Annotated in this window: 9 protein-coding genes; 2 read left to right on the forward strand and 7 right to left on the reverse strand. The window is 57.6% G+C overall.

The features are described from left to right. Positions 1-85: 85 nt before the first annotated feature. On the reverse strand, positions 86-1,360 hold the full coding sequence (locus ACPOL_RS15765; protein ID WP_161557390.1) for a flavin monoamine oxidase family protein: 1,275 nt from the start codon (positions 1,358-1,360) through the stop codon (positions 86-88). 165 nt (positions 1,361-1,525) lie between these two features. Here ACPOL_RS15765 and ACPOL_RS15770 point away from each other — a divergent pair, with 165 nt between their 5' ends. Beyond that, the gene (locus tag ACPOL_RS15770; protein ID WP_114207894.1) at positions 1,526-2,509 is read left to right on the forward strand and encodes a YihY/virulence factor BrkB family protein; all 984 of its coding nucleotides are present in this window, start codon (positions 1,526-1,528) and stop codon (positions 2,507-2,509) included. Between the two features lie 218 nt (positions 2,510-2,727). On the opposite strand, the gene ACPOL_RS15775 is transcribed toward ACPOL_RS15770, so the two are convergent. From ACPOL_RS15775 to ACPOL_RS15790, 4 genes are all read right to left on the reverse strand, one after another. Further along, positions 2,728-4,278, reverse strand: a complete 1,551-nt coding sequence (locus ACPOL_RS15775; protein WP_114207895.1) for a nucleoside hydrolase-like domain-containing protein — start codon at positions 4,276-4,278, stop codon at positions 2,728-2,730. 101 nt (positions 4,279-4,379) lie between these two features. After that, positions 4,380-5,582, reverse strand: coding sequence for an acyl-CoA dehydrogenase family protein (locus tag ACPOL_RS15780; RefSeq protein ID WP_114207896.1), 1,203 nt, complete (start codon positions 5,580-5,582; stop codon positions 4,380-4,382). A gap of 167 nt (positions 5,583-5,749) precedes the next feature. Continuing rightward, complete coding sequence (locus tag ACPOL_RS15785; protein WP_114210855.1) at positions 5,750-6,586, reverse strand: ABC transporter ATP-binding protein; 837 nt, start codon at positions 6,584-6,586, stop codon at positions 5,750-5,752. Positions 6,587-6,782: 196 nt separating this feature from the next. Next, positions 6,783-7,562, reverse strand: coding sequence for an MlaE family ABC transporter permease (locus tag ACPOL_RS15790; RefSeq protein WP_114207897.1), 780 nt, complete (start codon positions 7,560-7,562; stop codon positions 6,783-6,785). Between the two features lie 570 nt (positions 7,563-8,132). On the opposite strand from ACPOL_RS15790, the gene ACPOL_RS15800 reads away from it, so the two are divergent. Continuing rightward, positions 8,133-11,597: a chitobiase/beta-hexosaminidase C-terminal domain-containing protein gene (locus tag ACPOL_RS15800; RefSeq protein WP_114207899.1), complete on the forward strand. Its 3,465-nt coding sequence runs from the start codon at positions 8,133-8,135 to the stop codon at positions 11,595-11,597. Positions 11,598-11,810: 213 nt separating this feature from the next. Here ACPOL_RS15800 and ACPOL_RS15805 read toward each other — a convergent pair whose 3' ends face one another. Together ACPOL_RS15805 and ACPOL_RS15810 are read right to left on the reverse strand one after the other, a co-directional pair. Further along, a complete protein-coding gene (locus ACPOL_RS15805; protein ID WP_114207900.1) occupies positions 11,811-13,286 on the reverse strand; it encodes a sigma-54-dependent transcriptional regulator in 1,476 nt (491 codons plus the stop codon). Then, positions 13,279-16,125, reverse strand: a complete 2,847-nt coding sequence (locus ACPOL_RS15810; RefSeq protein WP_114207901.1) for an ATP-binding protein — start codon at positions 16,123-16,125, stop codon at positions 13,279-13,281. Before ACPOL_RS15810 ends, ACPOL_RS15805 begins: the two co-directional genes overlap by 8 nt. Positions 16,126-16,170: the final 45 nt, after the last annotated feature.

A 16,170-nucleotide genomic window follows, 5' to 3' on the forward strand; every position in this document is an offset into this window, starting at 1 on the left:
TGGAGTGGATGCTTCTTAGTGGTTTAGACGATTCACCATCTGAGCGGGTTGCGTGGGCAGGCCCGCGAGATCAATGCGGGTAAGTTCAAAAGAGTTCGCGGGAGAGCACCTGCCTGGCTGCGCGTAAACCGGATCGTATGGCTCCATGGACGGTTCCCCAATGCCCGGTCGTGTCGGTGTGCTCTCCCGCGAAGAACAGTGTCTCGCCGGTCGGCTGGGCCATGACCTCTGAACATTCGAGCGCGCCCGCGGGCGCATAGCTGTAAGCGCCCAAGCTGAACGGGTCGGCTTGCCAATCATGCAGATGCCAGCTTCGCAGCTGGCGGTCGAGAGAGTTCAGAGGCAGCGAGAAGATCTGTTCGAGCGAGCGCATTGCCTGCTCCAGCAGCGCCGCAGGCTCGTTTGCAGGCGGGGCCAAGGCCCGCGGACCGCCAATCCAGCCGATCAACACCGGCGTCGTCAGCGGATACTGGGTCCACCAGGTACTGGGCGTCGTCCGCTCGGCGAAGAGGAATCGCATCTGCGACATAGCCGTCGCCCAGAAGCGGGAGTGGAAGATCAGCACCAAGCGCTGCACTGAACCGAAGGCCAGTTGATCTGCCGCCGCGAGCACGGCATGCGGTACTGGATCGAAGGCCACGGAGCGAGCCTGCAGAACGCCAAGCGGAAGCGTGAGGATGGCCTTTGCTCCCCGCACGGTGGCTTGCGATGCGAGTTGCGCCTCGACCTGGCCTGAGCTCCAACGGATCACCGTCACCGGCGAGTTCAACAAAATATGGGCTCCCGCTTGCTCCGCGGATTCAGCCAGAAACTTTGGAAGCAGATCGTAGCCACCGGGAGCGCGCCACGAGCGACTGCCTTCGATCGCATCCTCTGCCTTCTGCTGGGCGGCCAGTGCCGCGATCCCGATCCGGCTGGCATCGGCGGCGTTAAAGCCCTCGACATAAGACCGTGCGCCTTCAGCCTCTTCCTCAGCAACTTTGTGGCTGGCAAGGTAGGCATCAAAGCTCATGTCTCCTTCCCTCGCCACAGTTGTTTCGAGATCGTCGAGCAAACTCAGGTCATGGTCATCTTCGCATGCAGATAAGTTGCCGCGATGAAAACAGGCATCGACTCCATCGTTCTCTAAGAGGGCGATCTTGGCCTCGTTCAGCAGCCTCAGCAATTCCGGTGGATTCCCGTGAATGAACTCGGCGCCCAGTTCAACCGCCGCTTCGGTCCCTTCCGGATGTAATGTCAGAATGCGCCCGCCGATCCGCTCTCGACCTTCTACCACCGTAACGCGTAGCCCGGCGACGGCTAATTCCCTCGCTGCCGCCAGCCCGGCTACTCCTGCCCCTACAATCAAGATATCGTCCATTGCCATACATTCCAGTATCTGATGCGTTTGGCTCCAGGGCGAATTCGGTAATCCGGGAGTCGCTCGGGGAAAAGTTGCATCGTATAAGTACCGCACCAGAAGCTGCTTTTTCGAATCAGTCTTGAACCTCCGAATACCCAACGATTGCCGGCCACAGGGGGAACCATGGTTGTTCATCGTGCAGAAGAGGCTTCTTTGGGAAAGATTGCGATGGAGAAGGCTCGCTCACGCTGGGCGCAATCGTCATGGAATTTGCAGCGGCTGGGGATCAAGCTCATCGCGCAGCGAACCTGGGAATCCATGACCAAGGACGACCTGACGGGAAGATCCGCGCAGCTGGCTTATTACTTTTTCTTCTCGCTCTTCCCGGGCCTGGTCGCAGCGTCGGCGGTCCTGGGCATGGTGGCAACATCCGGAAGGGCCTTCTCCGACCGGCTTATCGACTATCTAGCGACGGTGATCCCGCCGGCGGCGTTCGATATTGTGTTATCGACCTTCAACCAGACAACGCATGCCAGCAGCGGAGGGAAAGTCGTCGTGGGCTTGCTCGTCGCCCTGTGGTCGGCGAGTGCAGGGACATCGGCGATTCAGGACGCCCTCAACTCCGTCCACAAGGTGAAAGAGCGGCGTCCCTTCTGGAAGGCCCGCCTGGAGGCGGTGCTGCTCACGATCTTTATGGCGATCCTCTTTACCATGGCGCTGACCGTTCTGCTGGGAGGCGACATCGTGGCCGGCTATCTGAGCCATATCGTGAATCTGCCGTTGTTCTTCAGGGTCTTAACCCGCATGCTTACGTGGCCGATTGCCTTTGCAATCTCGGCGGTCGCGTTCGCCTTGGTCTATTACGTTGCCCCTGACGTCGAGCACGCCGAGTGGCGGTGGATTACGCCTGGCGCGACCATCGGCATCGTTTTATGGCTCTTGGTTTCGACGGGGTTGAGAATCTATCTTCATTTTTTCAATAGCTACTCGGTCACCTACGGTTCGTTGGGGGCCGTCATCGTTCTGTTGACCTGGTTTTATTTGAGCGGATTAGCGGTGCTGATGGGCGCTGAAATCAATATGGTGATTGAAGACCTGGCGGCGCGGCAAGGTGAACGGGGCGCCAAAAAAGAGGGCGAAAAAGTACCTCAATCCGAAAACGCTTAGTCTTGGGTCTGAAGTTCCGTCAAGAGCGGACGGAAGGTGAGCGTCGCGCACATCGCTGAGAACGCGGATTCTTCGCTCGCACAGGATGACAAATGCATTGAACGCTCAGGAAGACGAATGCCGCGTTCGTGAATTGGTGTAGTGGATTCACCAGACTCACCCACGGGAGGGTATTTGGTAGAAGGCCCTTTTCGCGATACAGGCAGGTCCCTGCGATGCTACTCGGCGGCGTGCACCTTCAGGATGATTCTTCGATAGGTTGTTAGTCGCGGCGAGCCTTCGTCGGTGACTGCCAAGATGATGTGGGCGATTCCATCTCCCGTACACTTGACCATATTAGGGAGCCAAGGCTCTCGGCAGACCGCGGTGGGGGTGGCGATGGCTTTTGCGCTTGAGCCGCCGGTGATCTGGATCGCTGCGAGGTTGGCGCCGGTTGATCCGGCTTCAGGGTAGTGGAACCACGTGTAGTGGAGTGGCTGGCCATCCGGATCGCGGCTTGCACTTGCATCGAGTTCGACAGGTTTGCCTAAAAATGCGTCGATCAGGAGCGGAGCCGTGCCCGCCTGCCCGTTCACGACCACAACTGGATTGTGATTGGCGTGAGCATAGTCTTTGACGGTCCAATCCATGCGCGCGGCAAAATCATTCTGGAAGGCTTCGCGCCAGCGCCAGATGGTGGCCTGGTCGGAGACGTGTTGCTTTCCATCGACGCCGGCGACCGTGTCCTGTGAGGTGACCCGGAAGAACTCGTCGCCACCCTGTGTCCAGATGGGATGCGTCTCTCCATAGGGCTGGCGGTAAATGTAGCGGCCTCCCCAGCCGCCCCAGTCCGGCCTGCGGTAGGCATTCAAACCATTGTCGATGAGGTTCATGAACGAAGGGGTATCGCCTTCCATGATGAACAGGAAGCGCGGATAGAATTTGCCTAACGGTCCCTTGCTGCGGATGTTGGTTTCGAGCCACTCATTGGTCACGGTCGTCGAATTCGCGCCATCGCCATTGCGGTAGTAGACATCGCCGCTGATCCCCGTCCAGGTCGCATCATAGTATTCCCCGCTGGTGGGAGTCGTTGGCTGAACGATGTAATACAGGTTCGGGAACTCGCGGCGGATCCATGGACCGGCATCGTCCTGGTCGGAGATCGAATAGACACGCAGCTTCGCAACCAGTCGGTCGACCTCTTCAGACGAGCGCTGCGAGCGCAGGTCCTGGAGCGCCTGCGCTAAGGTACCGGCACCACCCCAGATGCAGATCCAGAGCGGCTGCGGGTCGTCGCGGTCGAGAGCGCGAAGGATGGCCTTCGATCCTTCAGAAGACTTACCAGGCCCCGTGGCCGCCAGCCCATAGGCGGGCTGTCCCGGAAAGACGTGTGCATCCAGATAGGCCGCCTCGGGCCAGCCTTGCGCATGCAGAAGCAAATTTGCGCGTACTTCCCCATAGGCCGCGATCAGGGCATGCATCGTTTCGGGATGGGCCGCGGCTTTCTGCCAGGTTGACGTCGTGGGAATCAGGCCTTCGATGTCGAGCTCATTCGAGTAGATCAGTAGACGAACCAGCGACATCTGATCGTCGGGCTCATTGCCGATGTCGCTAATGACGATAACTCTAGGATGTCCAGTGAAGTCGTCGATGTGGGTGGATGGGATCGGCTGGGCGCCGGCCAGGTTCGCGGCAAGCGTTGAACTCATGACGAGCAGGGCGGCTAATCGACCCAACTTCTTGCAGTAACGCGGCACTTGGTTCCTGCTAATCTGCTTGCCTTGCTTCATCGATCACTTTCCGTTACGACGTAGAGCACATCGCTGGAACGAGGGTCCTTCGCTTTAGTCTGGATGACGAGAAGTTGTTTCAAGTAATCCAAACTCGGACATTAGTATGCCGGAACTCCGGTGATACTTTGCCCGATGATGAGCGCGTGAATATCGTGGGTACCTTCATAGGTCTTCACCGACTCGAGATTCATCATGTGACGCATGATTGGGTAGTCGTCGGTGATGCCGTTGCCGCCGAGAATATCACGCGCCATGCGGGCGCATTCGAGCGCCATCCAGACGTTGTTCCGCTTGGCTAGCGAGATGTGTTGATGACCCACCTTGCCCTGGTCCTTGAGCCGGCCAACATGCAAGGCAAGCAATTGCGCCTTGCTGATCTCGGAGATCATCCAGGTCAGCTTCTCCTGCACCAGTTGATGGCTGGCGATTGGCTCGTCGCGGAATTGCTTGCGTAGCAGGGAATATTGGAGCGCGGTGTCGTAGCATGCCATCGCCGCGCCAATCGCTCCCCACGAGATCCCATAGCGCGCCTGGTTGAGGCACATCAGCGGCGACTTCAAGCCACCGGTGTAAGGCAGCAGGTTCGATGCGGGGATATGAACATCCTGCAGGGACAACCCCGAGGTAATGGATGCCCGCAGCGACCACTTCCCATGAACGTCATAAGCAGAGAAGCCGGGGCGATCGGTTTCCACCAGGAAGCCTCGCACCTGGGCGTCCTTGGCGCCGTCTTCGCCCGTCGCCTCTTCTTCCACCTTTGCCCAGATCACCGCCACGTCGGCGATCGAGCCGGAGGTGATCCACATCTTTTCGCCGTTGAGCACGTACTCATCCCCGACCTTGCGGGCGCGGGTGCGCATGCCTCCAGGATTCGAACCAAAATCAGGCTCAGTCAGACCGAAGCAGCCTAATTTTTCACCGGTCGCGAGTTGTGGCAGCCAATAATTCTTCTGTTCATCGGAGCCGAAGGCGTTGATGGGATACATGACCAGCGCCGATTGCACGCTGACAAAGCTGCGCACTCCCGAATCACCGCGTTCAAGCTCCTGAGTCACCAGGCCGTATTCGACGTTTGAAAGACCGGCGCAGCCATAGCCTTCAATGGTCGCGCCGAAGAAGCCCAGTTCTCCCATGGGCTTGATCAGTTCCCGGGGAAAGCGGCCGTCCCGGTTACATTGTTCGATGATCGGGATGAGATTGTCTTCAATGAACTCGCGCGCCGTCTCGCGAGTGAGCAATTCGTCTTCGCTAAGCAGGCTGTCGAAGCTGAGGAAGTCGACGCCTTTGAACTTGAATGCCATCTCTTGCTGACTCCATGGGTAGACCCGGAGTGATCAGCCTAAAGCATTTCCACGTCCACTGCATAGCGAGGCACTGAGGGCGTGGTGTTGATCACTGTGGTCAGCTAGTATGAGAAGACTCACCCTGTCACCCGATCCGGAACTTGGCTATTCCAGATTATCCTTAGCTATTCCAGATAATCTTTGATGAATGGGTCGGTCGAATGCACCAGTTCTTCGGTTGTTCCGTCGAAGACCAGCTTGCGGTCGTGGAGCATGAGGAAACTGGTCTGCGGGTCGAGTTGGCCATCGGGCAAGGGGACCATCTTGTTCTGCTGCTGGTCAAAGTAGTGGGTCGCCATAGTGAAGGCGTCCTGCAGCCGGTGGGTCACCAGCAGAGAACTGGTGTGGGAGACATCACGCTGCTTCACCACGAGCTCGATAATCGTGGTCGAGGTAATCGGATCAAGGCCGCCGGTCGGCGAGTCGTAGAGCAGCAGGTCGGGCTTGCTGACGATCGCCCTGGCAATCGCGACGCGCCGTCGCATGCCGCCGGAGAGTTCTGAAGGATACTTGTCGATGGTGTGCTCGAGTTCCACGAAACGCAGCACTTCGAGAACGCGACGGTTGATGTCTTCCGCCGAGGCATGCTCCTCAATCAGACGGTAGGCGACGTTGTCGCGAACCGTCATGGAATCGAAGAGAGCTCCCTCCTGAAAGACCATTCCGATGCGATCGCGAAGTTTGAAGAGCTCTTCTTCCGGCATCACGTCAATTTCATTGCCGAAGACAAAGATGCGTCCGCTATCGGGACGAAGCAGCCCATTGGCCAGTTTCAGCAGAACGCTCTTCCCGCAACCGGCTGGGCCGAGAACGATCCGCGACTCGCCCGGCATCACTTTGAAGGAGATATCGCGCAGAACTTCGTTCCGATCGAAGCTGATCGATACGTTCTCAAAGACGACGACCGGCTGCTTCGGGTCCTCCGAAGGAGCGGCGGGTCGAGTTAGCTCAGCGGTGGCCATGATCGAAAAAAGAACCATCCGGAACAAACGAAGCTGGTGTCCCGAATCTGAAGTCCATTCAACAAATTAATCCATTCAAGCACTACAAGAAGACAGCAGCGCGTTGCACATGACTGTACCCACTTCGCTCGAAACCCAGATCCTTCGCTTCGCTCAGGATGACGAGCGTTGTGTAGTGAATGAAGGACTCACCACACTAGCGCCCAAAGATGCCGATCATGAACCGGCTGATTACGAAATCCGAAGCGATGATGAGCACCGATGAGACCACCACGGCTTGGGTCGTCGAGCGTCCCACGCCTTGCGTGCCTCCCTTGGTATTCATTCCATAGAAACACCCGATGGTCGCGATGATGAAACCAAAGAATATCGGCTTAACCAAACCCTGCAGGATGTCGGCGTAACGCAACGACTGGTAGGCGGTATGAAAATACTGCGAGCCATCCTGGCCCAGCATGAAGATCGAGACCGCGGCCCCGCCGAGGGTACCGACCGCATCGGAAATGATGGTCAGGAAGAAGAGGACAACGACTGTGGCCACGATGCGCGGACCGACCAGCTTGCGTACCGGGTCGGTGCCCAGGGCGCGCATCGCGTCCAGTTGCTCGGTGACTCGCATGGAGCCGAGCTCCGAAGCCATTCCGGATGCATTCCGTCCGGAGACCATGAGGCTGGTCAACACCGGTCCCAACTCTTTAATCATGGAGAAGCTGACCAGCTGGCCGGTGATTGCGGCCGCTCCGAACTGCGCAAGGGTGGAGGCGGATTGCAGAGCCAGCACTCCCCCGGTGAAGAAACCGGTAAGCAGCACGATGGGCAGCGAGCCCACGCCAATACTGTCGGCCTGGGTAATGAAGTCGGCCAGGTAGCGCGGCCGATTGAGGAACGTGCCTAGCGCACGGGCCGACAGGGTCGCATAGTTCTGGACAGACAGGACCGATTGTTTGGCGACTTCGTCGAGTCTATTTGCAGGCATGGCGATTCAACATGGAGGCGCTCGAACGTTTCTGAGTGCTAGAGCCGAGGTTAACACATGCGCTACGCCGAACTTCCAAGGCTGCGCAGGCGAGCATTTCCCGACGGGGGCTTTCACGAGAAGGCTTGTGAATTGCTCTCGTACAGGACGAACCATTGCTATGTCACGAGAAATTATGGGAAAAGTGTTGCTGGAGGCGAGATTGATCTTGCAACACAATCTGTCTATGGTTACTCTATTGCCAATAAGGAACTAGTAGCAGTCAAGAATGATTCTCCGGCGACGTGGTTGGTTGGCCTTTTATCTGCCGGAAGTCCCGATTGTCTGATTACGCATTTTGGCGGTAGCAATGACAAGAACTGAGCGTCAATGAACGCGCTTCTTGTGTGGTTTTCTGTTTGCCTTTAAGCATCAATTCTCCAAGTTTCTCTCCAGTTTCTTAAGACGGTTGTTCGCACCGCTATGGCCTGCTTAGGCAGGTTCACGCCATAGCTGTGCCGTGGTCCCTCTTTTCAATTCTTCGGACTATTTGTCCGAACTATTTGTTTGTTATGCGGAGCTGAGATCGTGATGAAAATCGTATCGCGGAGTAGTGTCTGTCACGTCCAAAAATCGACGAAGTCATTCCACCAGTTTGTTGGCCCGTGCTTGGCGTTGCTCGCACTTTTCCTCTGGCAGGAAAGCTTCGCTCGAGCGCAAGTCAATGTGTTAACCCAGCACAATGACATCTCAAGATCGGGACAGAATCTCAATGAGACGATCCTTACTCCCAACAACGTGAATGCCACTCTTTTCGGCAAGCTCTTTTCCCAGCCGGTGAATGGCCAAGTTCGCGCGCAACCACTCTTTGTCTCCCGATTGGCGATTCCTAATAAAGGCACTCATAACGTCGTCTACGTTGCGACTGCGAACGACTACGTCTATGCCTTCGATGCCGACAATAATGGCGGAGGGAATGCGAGACCTCTATGGAGTGTGTCGCTGTTGACGAACACCACTCCAGCGGGTACTTATACGTCTGAGTTCGGTGTCATTGGCACGCCCTCCATCAACCTTACGACCAAGACCATCTACCTCGTAAGCTCTGAAGCCAGAGGCAGCACTTTTCTCTTCCGCCTGCATGCGCTCGACCTTTCGACGGGAGCGGAGAAATTTGGCGGTCCCGTCCCGATCGAGGGAACGATCGAGGGGACGGGCAATGGGAGCACGGGAGGGAAATTAACCTTCGATCCTGGATCGCAGTATCAGAGGGCTGGCCTGTTGCTTCTTAACGGAGTGGTTTACATAAGCTTCTGCTCCCAGAACGATGCGGGCACCTGGCACGGCTGGATTTTTTCCTACAATGAACAGGACCTGAACCAAATCAATATCTTCTCGACGACCCGCAATGGTACCGGAGGGGGTATATGGATGAGCGGCGCTGGCCTGGCGGCCGAAGTCAACGCCCCGGACAAGCCATTTGGAAGGATGTTCCTTGCGACCGGCAACGGTAGTTTTACAGCGACCAAGCCCTACTCGAACTCCATGGGCTACTCCATGAGCGTCCTGAATCTCGATCTCAGCAATGGCGTGATGACGGTGAAGGACGAGTTCACGCCGCACGATTGGTCGGTCCGCGAAGCCCAGGACGGCGATGTCGGCTCGGGCGCCCCGATCCTACTGCCCAACCAAACAACCGCTTCGGGAAAGACCTTCAGCCCACTCGTCCAGATGGGCAAGTCGGGCACGATGTACCTTCTGGATCGAAACCAGTTGGGCGGATTCGACGCAAACTCTGATCAGATCGTTCAGGAGATTCAAACTCCCGAGTTCGGTCCGAACAAATGGGGTACCGGCATTTGGGGTGCGCCTGCGTACTGGAATGGCAACCTCTATTTCGGAGGAGCCCAGTATGATCCGGTCGGTTCGCGGGTGGGTGCGAGCCTTGCCGCTTATTCCATCGTGAAGGGACGGATTTCGACCGCTGCCACCAGTCAGAGTGCCGAGTTGTTTTCCTTTCCTGGGCCGACGCCCTCGGTCTCCGCCAACGGCAAGAACGATGGCATTGTGTGGGTGCTGAAGACAGATACGTATACCACCGGCGGGAATGAGGTCTTATTTGCCTACAACGCAAACGATCTTGCCGACCTGCTTTATTCGTCCAACACCCATGCGAGCCGGGACAATGCGGGGCCAGCCGAAAAATTCGTCGTGCCGACGGTCGCCAATGGAAAAGTCTTTGTTGGGGCATCCGATCAGGTCAGCGTTTATGGGTTGTTAAACGATACGCCTACGGCTCCTCCACCCATATTCGTTCCGGACTCAAAGACCTTCCACGGTTCACTTTCGGTTGCCATCGAAGACTCGATCGCCAACTCGACGATCTTCTACACCACCGATGGGACCACGCCGACTACTTCGTCGACGGTTTACCGCGGCGCGTTCACGATCAACTCCAATGAGACCATCACCGCCATCGCGAGTGCTGCTGACTACCTCCAGAGCGCACCGTCCAGTGCGACCTACACCGATTCGGCTGATACCGCCAACCCGGTCTTTTCGTTGTCCTCGGGCGCTTATACCGGCACCCAGAGCTTGAAGATCACCGATAGCACGAAGGGCGCAAGGATCTACTACACCATCGATGGGTCGACTCCCACGACCTCCTCTAACCTTTACTCCCAGCCTTTGAGTGTCTCGGTCTCTGCGAGCGTCCGCGCCTTCGCAGTGGCGCCGGGTCTGAATGCAAGCCCCGTCGTGCTCGCGACCTACACGATCGAACCCCCGTATACGTTCAACTACAACCAGGGATTTAGCGGGAGCCAAAGTACGATTCAGTACAACGGCACCGCCGGGCTCGATGATTTTCGGCTGCAGTTGACTGATGGCGGACAAAACGAGGCGGGGAGCGTCTTTTACAAAAAGAAGGTGAATATTCAGTCCTTCACCACTGCCTTTACCTTCCAGCTCTCAAATCCCCTTGGCGATGGCTTCACCTTTTCTATTCAGAATGAGAGTGCGACCGCGCGCGGCAGCGACGGAGGAGGACTAGGGTACCAGGGCATGGGGAAAAGTCTGGCAATTAAGTTTGATTTGTTCAGCAATGCCGGGGAAGGCCCGGACTCCACAGGCCTCTACCTGAACGGTGCAACACCTACCTTGCCAGCTATTAACCTCAGCGGCACCGGAATCAATCTCCATAGCGGCGACTACATTGATGCCTACATCACCTACGATGGCACCGACCTGACGATGACGCTTACCGACCAAGTGACGCTGGCCTCCTGGTCGCATGCGTTTGCGGTGAATATTCCTTCTGTGGTCGGAGGCGACACTGCCTATGTCGGATTCACCGGCGGGACCGGCGGTTCGTCTTCCAGTCAAAAGCTGACTGCGTGGACCTATCTCACCGGGCCGCTCACTCTGCCCAATTATGCTGCCGGCTTCGACCCGGCAAATCTGACCCTAAATCGGGCAAAGCTCTCGGGAGCAGCTTTGGAGCTAACCAATGGCTATCCGAATGAAACCGCCAGCGCCTATTTCTCGAAGCCGGTGAATATCACTGCCTTCACCGTCGATTTTGAGTTTGAAGTCAGCAAGGGATCCGTACCGCCGTTTGGCGATGGCGCCACTTTTGTCATCCAGAACTCTGAGCTGGTGGCGCGCGGCGGCACCGGCGGCGGACTTGGGTACAGTGGCATTCCCAAGAGCCTCGCGATCAAGCTCGACCTGTATAGCAATGCGGGAGAAGGAAGCGACTCCACCGGCCTTTACACGGGTGGGGCCACCCCTACGGTCCCCACGGTGAATCTCACCCCAAGCCGTGTCGTGCTGAGCAGTGGACATCCCATCCACGCGCACATCACCTACAACGGAACCACGCTTACCTGGACGCTTCGGGACATGACCTCCGGGGCGAAGTTTACCAGTAGCCCTCAGAAGATCAACATTCCTGAAACCGTGGATGGGAACACTGCCTACGTTGGATTCACGGCTGCCTCCGGGGGGGCTACCGCCGTGCAGAAAATCTTGAATTGGACGGTGACCAACCCCTAAGCAAAAGTCCAGTTGGCGGGATGTGGCGGAACTTGGCTGTGAAGGTCCTTCCCTCGGGGAAAGGCCTGCCAGGTTGAGTGGTTTGCAAACACGCAGGTCTCAGATCGGAACGGGCAGCCACATCTGTGGCAACTCTAACGAACTCAGTGCGTCCCGACACCGGTTGGGAGGGGCAGTCACAAGCAGGCGAAGGGTGAGCGACTTGCTTCGGTCCTAGTCCTTGATCCGCTTCTTAATTTCGATGTTCAGACGCTTGATCTTCTGATTCAGCGTGGACAGAGGAATACGGAACTGCTCGGATGTATCGGTTTGGTTCCAGTGGCAGCGTTCCAGCTTGTCGATGATGATGCGGCGTTCGATGTCTTCCAGGATGTCGAACAGGGAGGCATCGCCGTTTTGCTCAAGCAGGCTGGAAGAGTAGCTCCGGCCGGTGAGGTGCCCCGGAAGCAGGTCCGAGGTGATCACTGGTCCGGAGGAGAGCACCACGCCGCGCTCAATGACATTCTCCAGTTCGCGGACGTTCCCGGGCCAATCGTAGTCGAGCAGGGCGCGGATTGCATCGGGGGCGAGAGTGCGGAGGGGCAGCTCGTTTTCCTCGGAGAAGCGCTTGAGGAAATGCGCGGCTAATAAGGGAATATCCTCTCGCCGGGCACGCAAGGGCGGCAGATCGATCGAGATGACATTCAAGCGGTAGTAGAGGTCTTCGCGGAACTTGCCGTCCCGGACTGCCTGGCGGAGGTCGACGTTGGTGGCGGCGATGATGCGCACGTCAACCTGAATTTCGTGGACCCCTCCCAGATGCATAAAGCGTTTGTCCTGGATCACCCGCAGGATCTTCGCCTGAGTGTCCATACTCATATTCCCGATCTCATCCAGGAAGAGCGTCCCGCCGTTCGCGATCTCGAAATATCCCTTTTTCGCCGCGATGGCGGAGGTGAAGGCGCCCTTCACATGTCCAAACAGAGTCGATTCGAGCAGGTCGGTTGGCATCGAACCGGTGTTGACGGGAACGAAGTTCTTATCCCGGCGGGGGGAGTTGGCATGAATGGCCTTGGCGATGAGTTCCTTGCCGGTGCCGCTCTCGCCTAGGATCAGGATGGTTGAGCGGCTGGGCGCCACCTGGGCAACCAGGTCGAAGATCGTCCGCATAGATTCGCTTTTGCCGACGATATTTTCGAAGTTGTAGCGCTGCTTGAGGGCGCGCTTTAACTGGATGTTTTCTTCTTCGGCGCGATACCGGGCGATCGCCGCCCGAATGTCGGCGAGCAACTTCTCGTTGTCCCATGGCTTCTGGACGAAGTTCTGCGCGCCGGCCCGAATCGCGTCCACGACGTTGTTTACCGTACCGTAGGCGGTGATCATGATGACCGGCAGATCCGGGTAACGCTCCCGAATGTGGCCGAGGATCTCGATTCCATTCTGACCGGGCAGGGCCAGATCGAGGAGGACGAGATCGTAGGAGCGCTGGCCGATCGTATTCAGTCCAGCTTCGCCATCGTTGGCGGTATCGACGGTATAGCCTTCCAGCCCCAGCAAGGTCTCGAGAGACTCCCGAATGCCGGCTTCATCATCGATGATGAGGATGCGCTGGGCGGTAGAGCCGCCTGCCGCGGAAGACCCGGACCCGTTCTTCAACTCATCCTGGGGGCCATTGTTTATGTCGGGAACAGTCAGGGTCGCTTCAGGCATTTACTGGTTTCCTTACTAATGGAAATTCTAGATAGAACGTCGTTCCGCGCCCGGCCTGGCTCTGGACGTCGATCTTTCCGGCATGCTCTTGTATGATGCCGTACGTGACCGCCAGTCCCAGCCCGGTGCCGCGTCGCTGGCCTTCTCGAGGCGCACTTTTGGTGGTGAAAAAGGGATCGTAGATCCGCTTCACGTGCTCGGGAGAGATGCCTGAACCGGTATCGGAGATCGATACGCTAATGTGGCCGTTCACCTCGGTGGCGACCCGCAGCGTACCGCCGCCGGCCATGGCGTCCTTGGCGTTCAGGAAGAGGTTGAGAAAGACCTGCTGCAATTTGCCGGGGTTGCCGAGGATGGTCGGCAAAGAACCGTCAAGCGCTGACTCCAGACGTACATTGGATGTTTTGAATTGGTGCTCGAGCAGGTTCAGCGTGTCTTGGATCACGGTGTTGATGTTGATCTCCGTAAAGGCAGTGCCGCTGGTCCTGGAGAAGTTGAGCAGTCCGTTGACGATTTCTGACGCGCGGAAGGTCTGTTGAGTAATTTTATCGAGAAGCGGACCGACTCGCTCGTCGCCCCGCACCTGCTTGGCCAGCATTTGTGCGTAGGACGAGATCACCGCCAGGGGGGTATTCACCTCATGAGCGACGCCCGCAGCCAACAACCCGATCGAAGACAACTTCTCCGCCTGGGTCAACTGGGTTTCCAATTCGACCCGGTCGGTGATGTCGTCCACCAGAACGATCCGGCCGACGGTCGCGAAGTTGCGTGAGACGAGCGGGGCGATAGCGATATTGGCGGTGCGCTGCTCTCCCGCCCGGGTCTCGATCCGGAACTTGTAAAGGTTGTGGACCCCCTGGACCGTTCCCTCTTCGCCTTTGGCGCGGTGGAATTCGGTCACAAAGGACTCCGGAAAGACGTCGCTCAGGAACTTACCCAGCGCTTCGGCTCGAGGCAGGGCGTAGAGCACTTCCATCTGTGCGTTCCAGCTCTCAATCCGCTCTTCAAGGTCGACGGCCAGGATACCGACATTGATCGACTCTACGATATTTTCGTTAAACTCCTTGAGCCGCTCGTATTCGGAGGCCTTCTGTTCGAGACTTGCGTAGAGGCGGGCATTCTGGAGAGCGATGCCGATGTAGCTCGCCAGGGATTCCAGGACCTCGACATCTTCGCTCGACAAGAAATCCGCATCGGCGGTCCGGCCGAGGCCGATGACGGCGATGGTTCGCTGCTGGAGCCGGCAGGGAAGGTAGTAATTCAGGTCCAGCGCTGCTACTGTCCGGCGTTGCGGCTCGGGAAGATTCAGCGCCTGCTGGGTATTCTCGAGGAAGATGTGAGAACCGGAGCCGGGCTGATCGAAATCCAGGAAACCAAGGTCGAGTTCCCGATCTTGCCCTGCCAAGGATGGGGGCAATCCCCGCGCAGCGGTCAGTGTATAGGCGCCGGACTCGTCGGCCAAAAAGACGGCGACCTGGGTGACCAGCAAGGTGCGGGAGAGCCGGTCGACGATCGAGTTCAAAAGCGCGGCCAGATCGGTCTCAGAGCTCAAGCCGCGGCCAAACTCGATCAGCGTCTGGCGGTAGTCATACCGCTTGCGGTCGAATACCTTGTCGATCCGTCCCTGGATGGCGCGCTTGAGCGGATCGAAGAGCTGCGACGCTAGGATGATTGCCGCAATCAGGCCCCAGGAGCCAAACGCCGGCAGCTTGTTGTGGACGAACTCGCCGGCGATGGAGACCAGCAGGAAATACAGGCCGACCACAGCAGCCGTCGCCAGCGTATAGGTGACGCCACGTTTGAAGATCAAATCGACATCCATCAGCCGGTAGCGGATGATCGCCCAGCTAAAGGTCAGCGGCAGGACCACCAGCGAAATGGCCGCCAGCTTCCCAAAAAGGGCAGGAACGGGGATGTCGGTGAGATAAGGAATGATGTAAAGCAGGGTGAACGGCGCAATCGCCAGGACCGTCCCGCGGGTCAGCCACTTCAACTGCTGACGGCGCAGCGGCATGTCAGTTCGCCGGTAACTTATATAGAAAACGCCGCTCGCTAAGACCCAGCAAGTGGCCAGATAAGCGTAGGCGAACTTGTTCAAGCGGTCATCGAGAAGCGCCGTCGCCGACCAGAGGTTGATCGCGGTGATCCGCAGACCGACAATCGCCACCGCCGGAACATAGGTGAGCGCGATCAGCCAGCGGCGGTTTTTGTCGAGCCGCTTGTCCTCGGGAAATGCAAGCGCAAAGTGAAGAAAAAGCGCCGGTTGCAGCGCCGTCGCCAGCACATTGCCCCAATAGATGACCCAGTCAAAGTCGGTAAAGCGGTCGCTGTATTTAAACGAGTACAGAACAAACGAGGCGAGGCAAAAGATATAGAAGTGAGTCGAACGCGGGGCGGTCCAGCGTCGAAACAAGACATAAAGGCCAATTCCCAGATAGACCAGGGCGATAAACCGAAAACCCTGATTTAAGCTGCGGTCAGCGGCCTCGAGGATGACTGCCAGCTCGACCCGGTACCCATCCCGGATCACCGTATAGGTGGCAGTTCCATAAGGCTTGGTGTGGAACATCTGCCGTTCCAGGCTGGCAACGTGCGGCGTGGGATGACCGTTGGCCTCGACCAGCAGGTCGCCGGGCTTGATCCCCGCTCGCTCTCCAGGTCCACCTGAAAAGACCCGGTGAGCCCGTAAACCTCCTGCGGCCTCAAACCATGTGACTCCATCGAAGGGAGTCTGCTCCTGGGCTTCCTGATAAAAGTTGAAACACGCACAAATGACCGCTGACAAGGTGAAGAACGCCAGCAGGACGACAGAGACCCGGATTTGAAAGGACTTCTGCATAACGGGCTCGACGAGGAGAACTCCAAACCAGCTAGAGCATCTTGG

It is taken from the genome of Acidisarcina polymorpha (assembly GCF_003330725.1).
Lineage (GTDB): Bacteria > Acidobacteriota > Terriglobia > Terriglobales > Acidobacteriaceae > Acidisarcina > Acidisarcina polymorpha.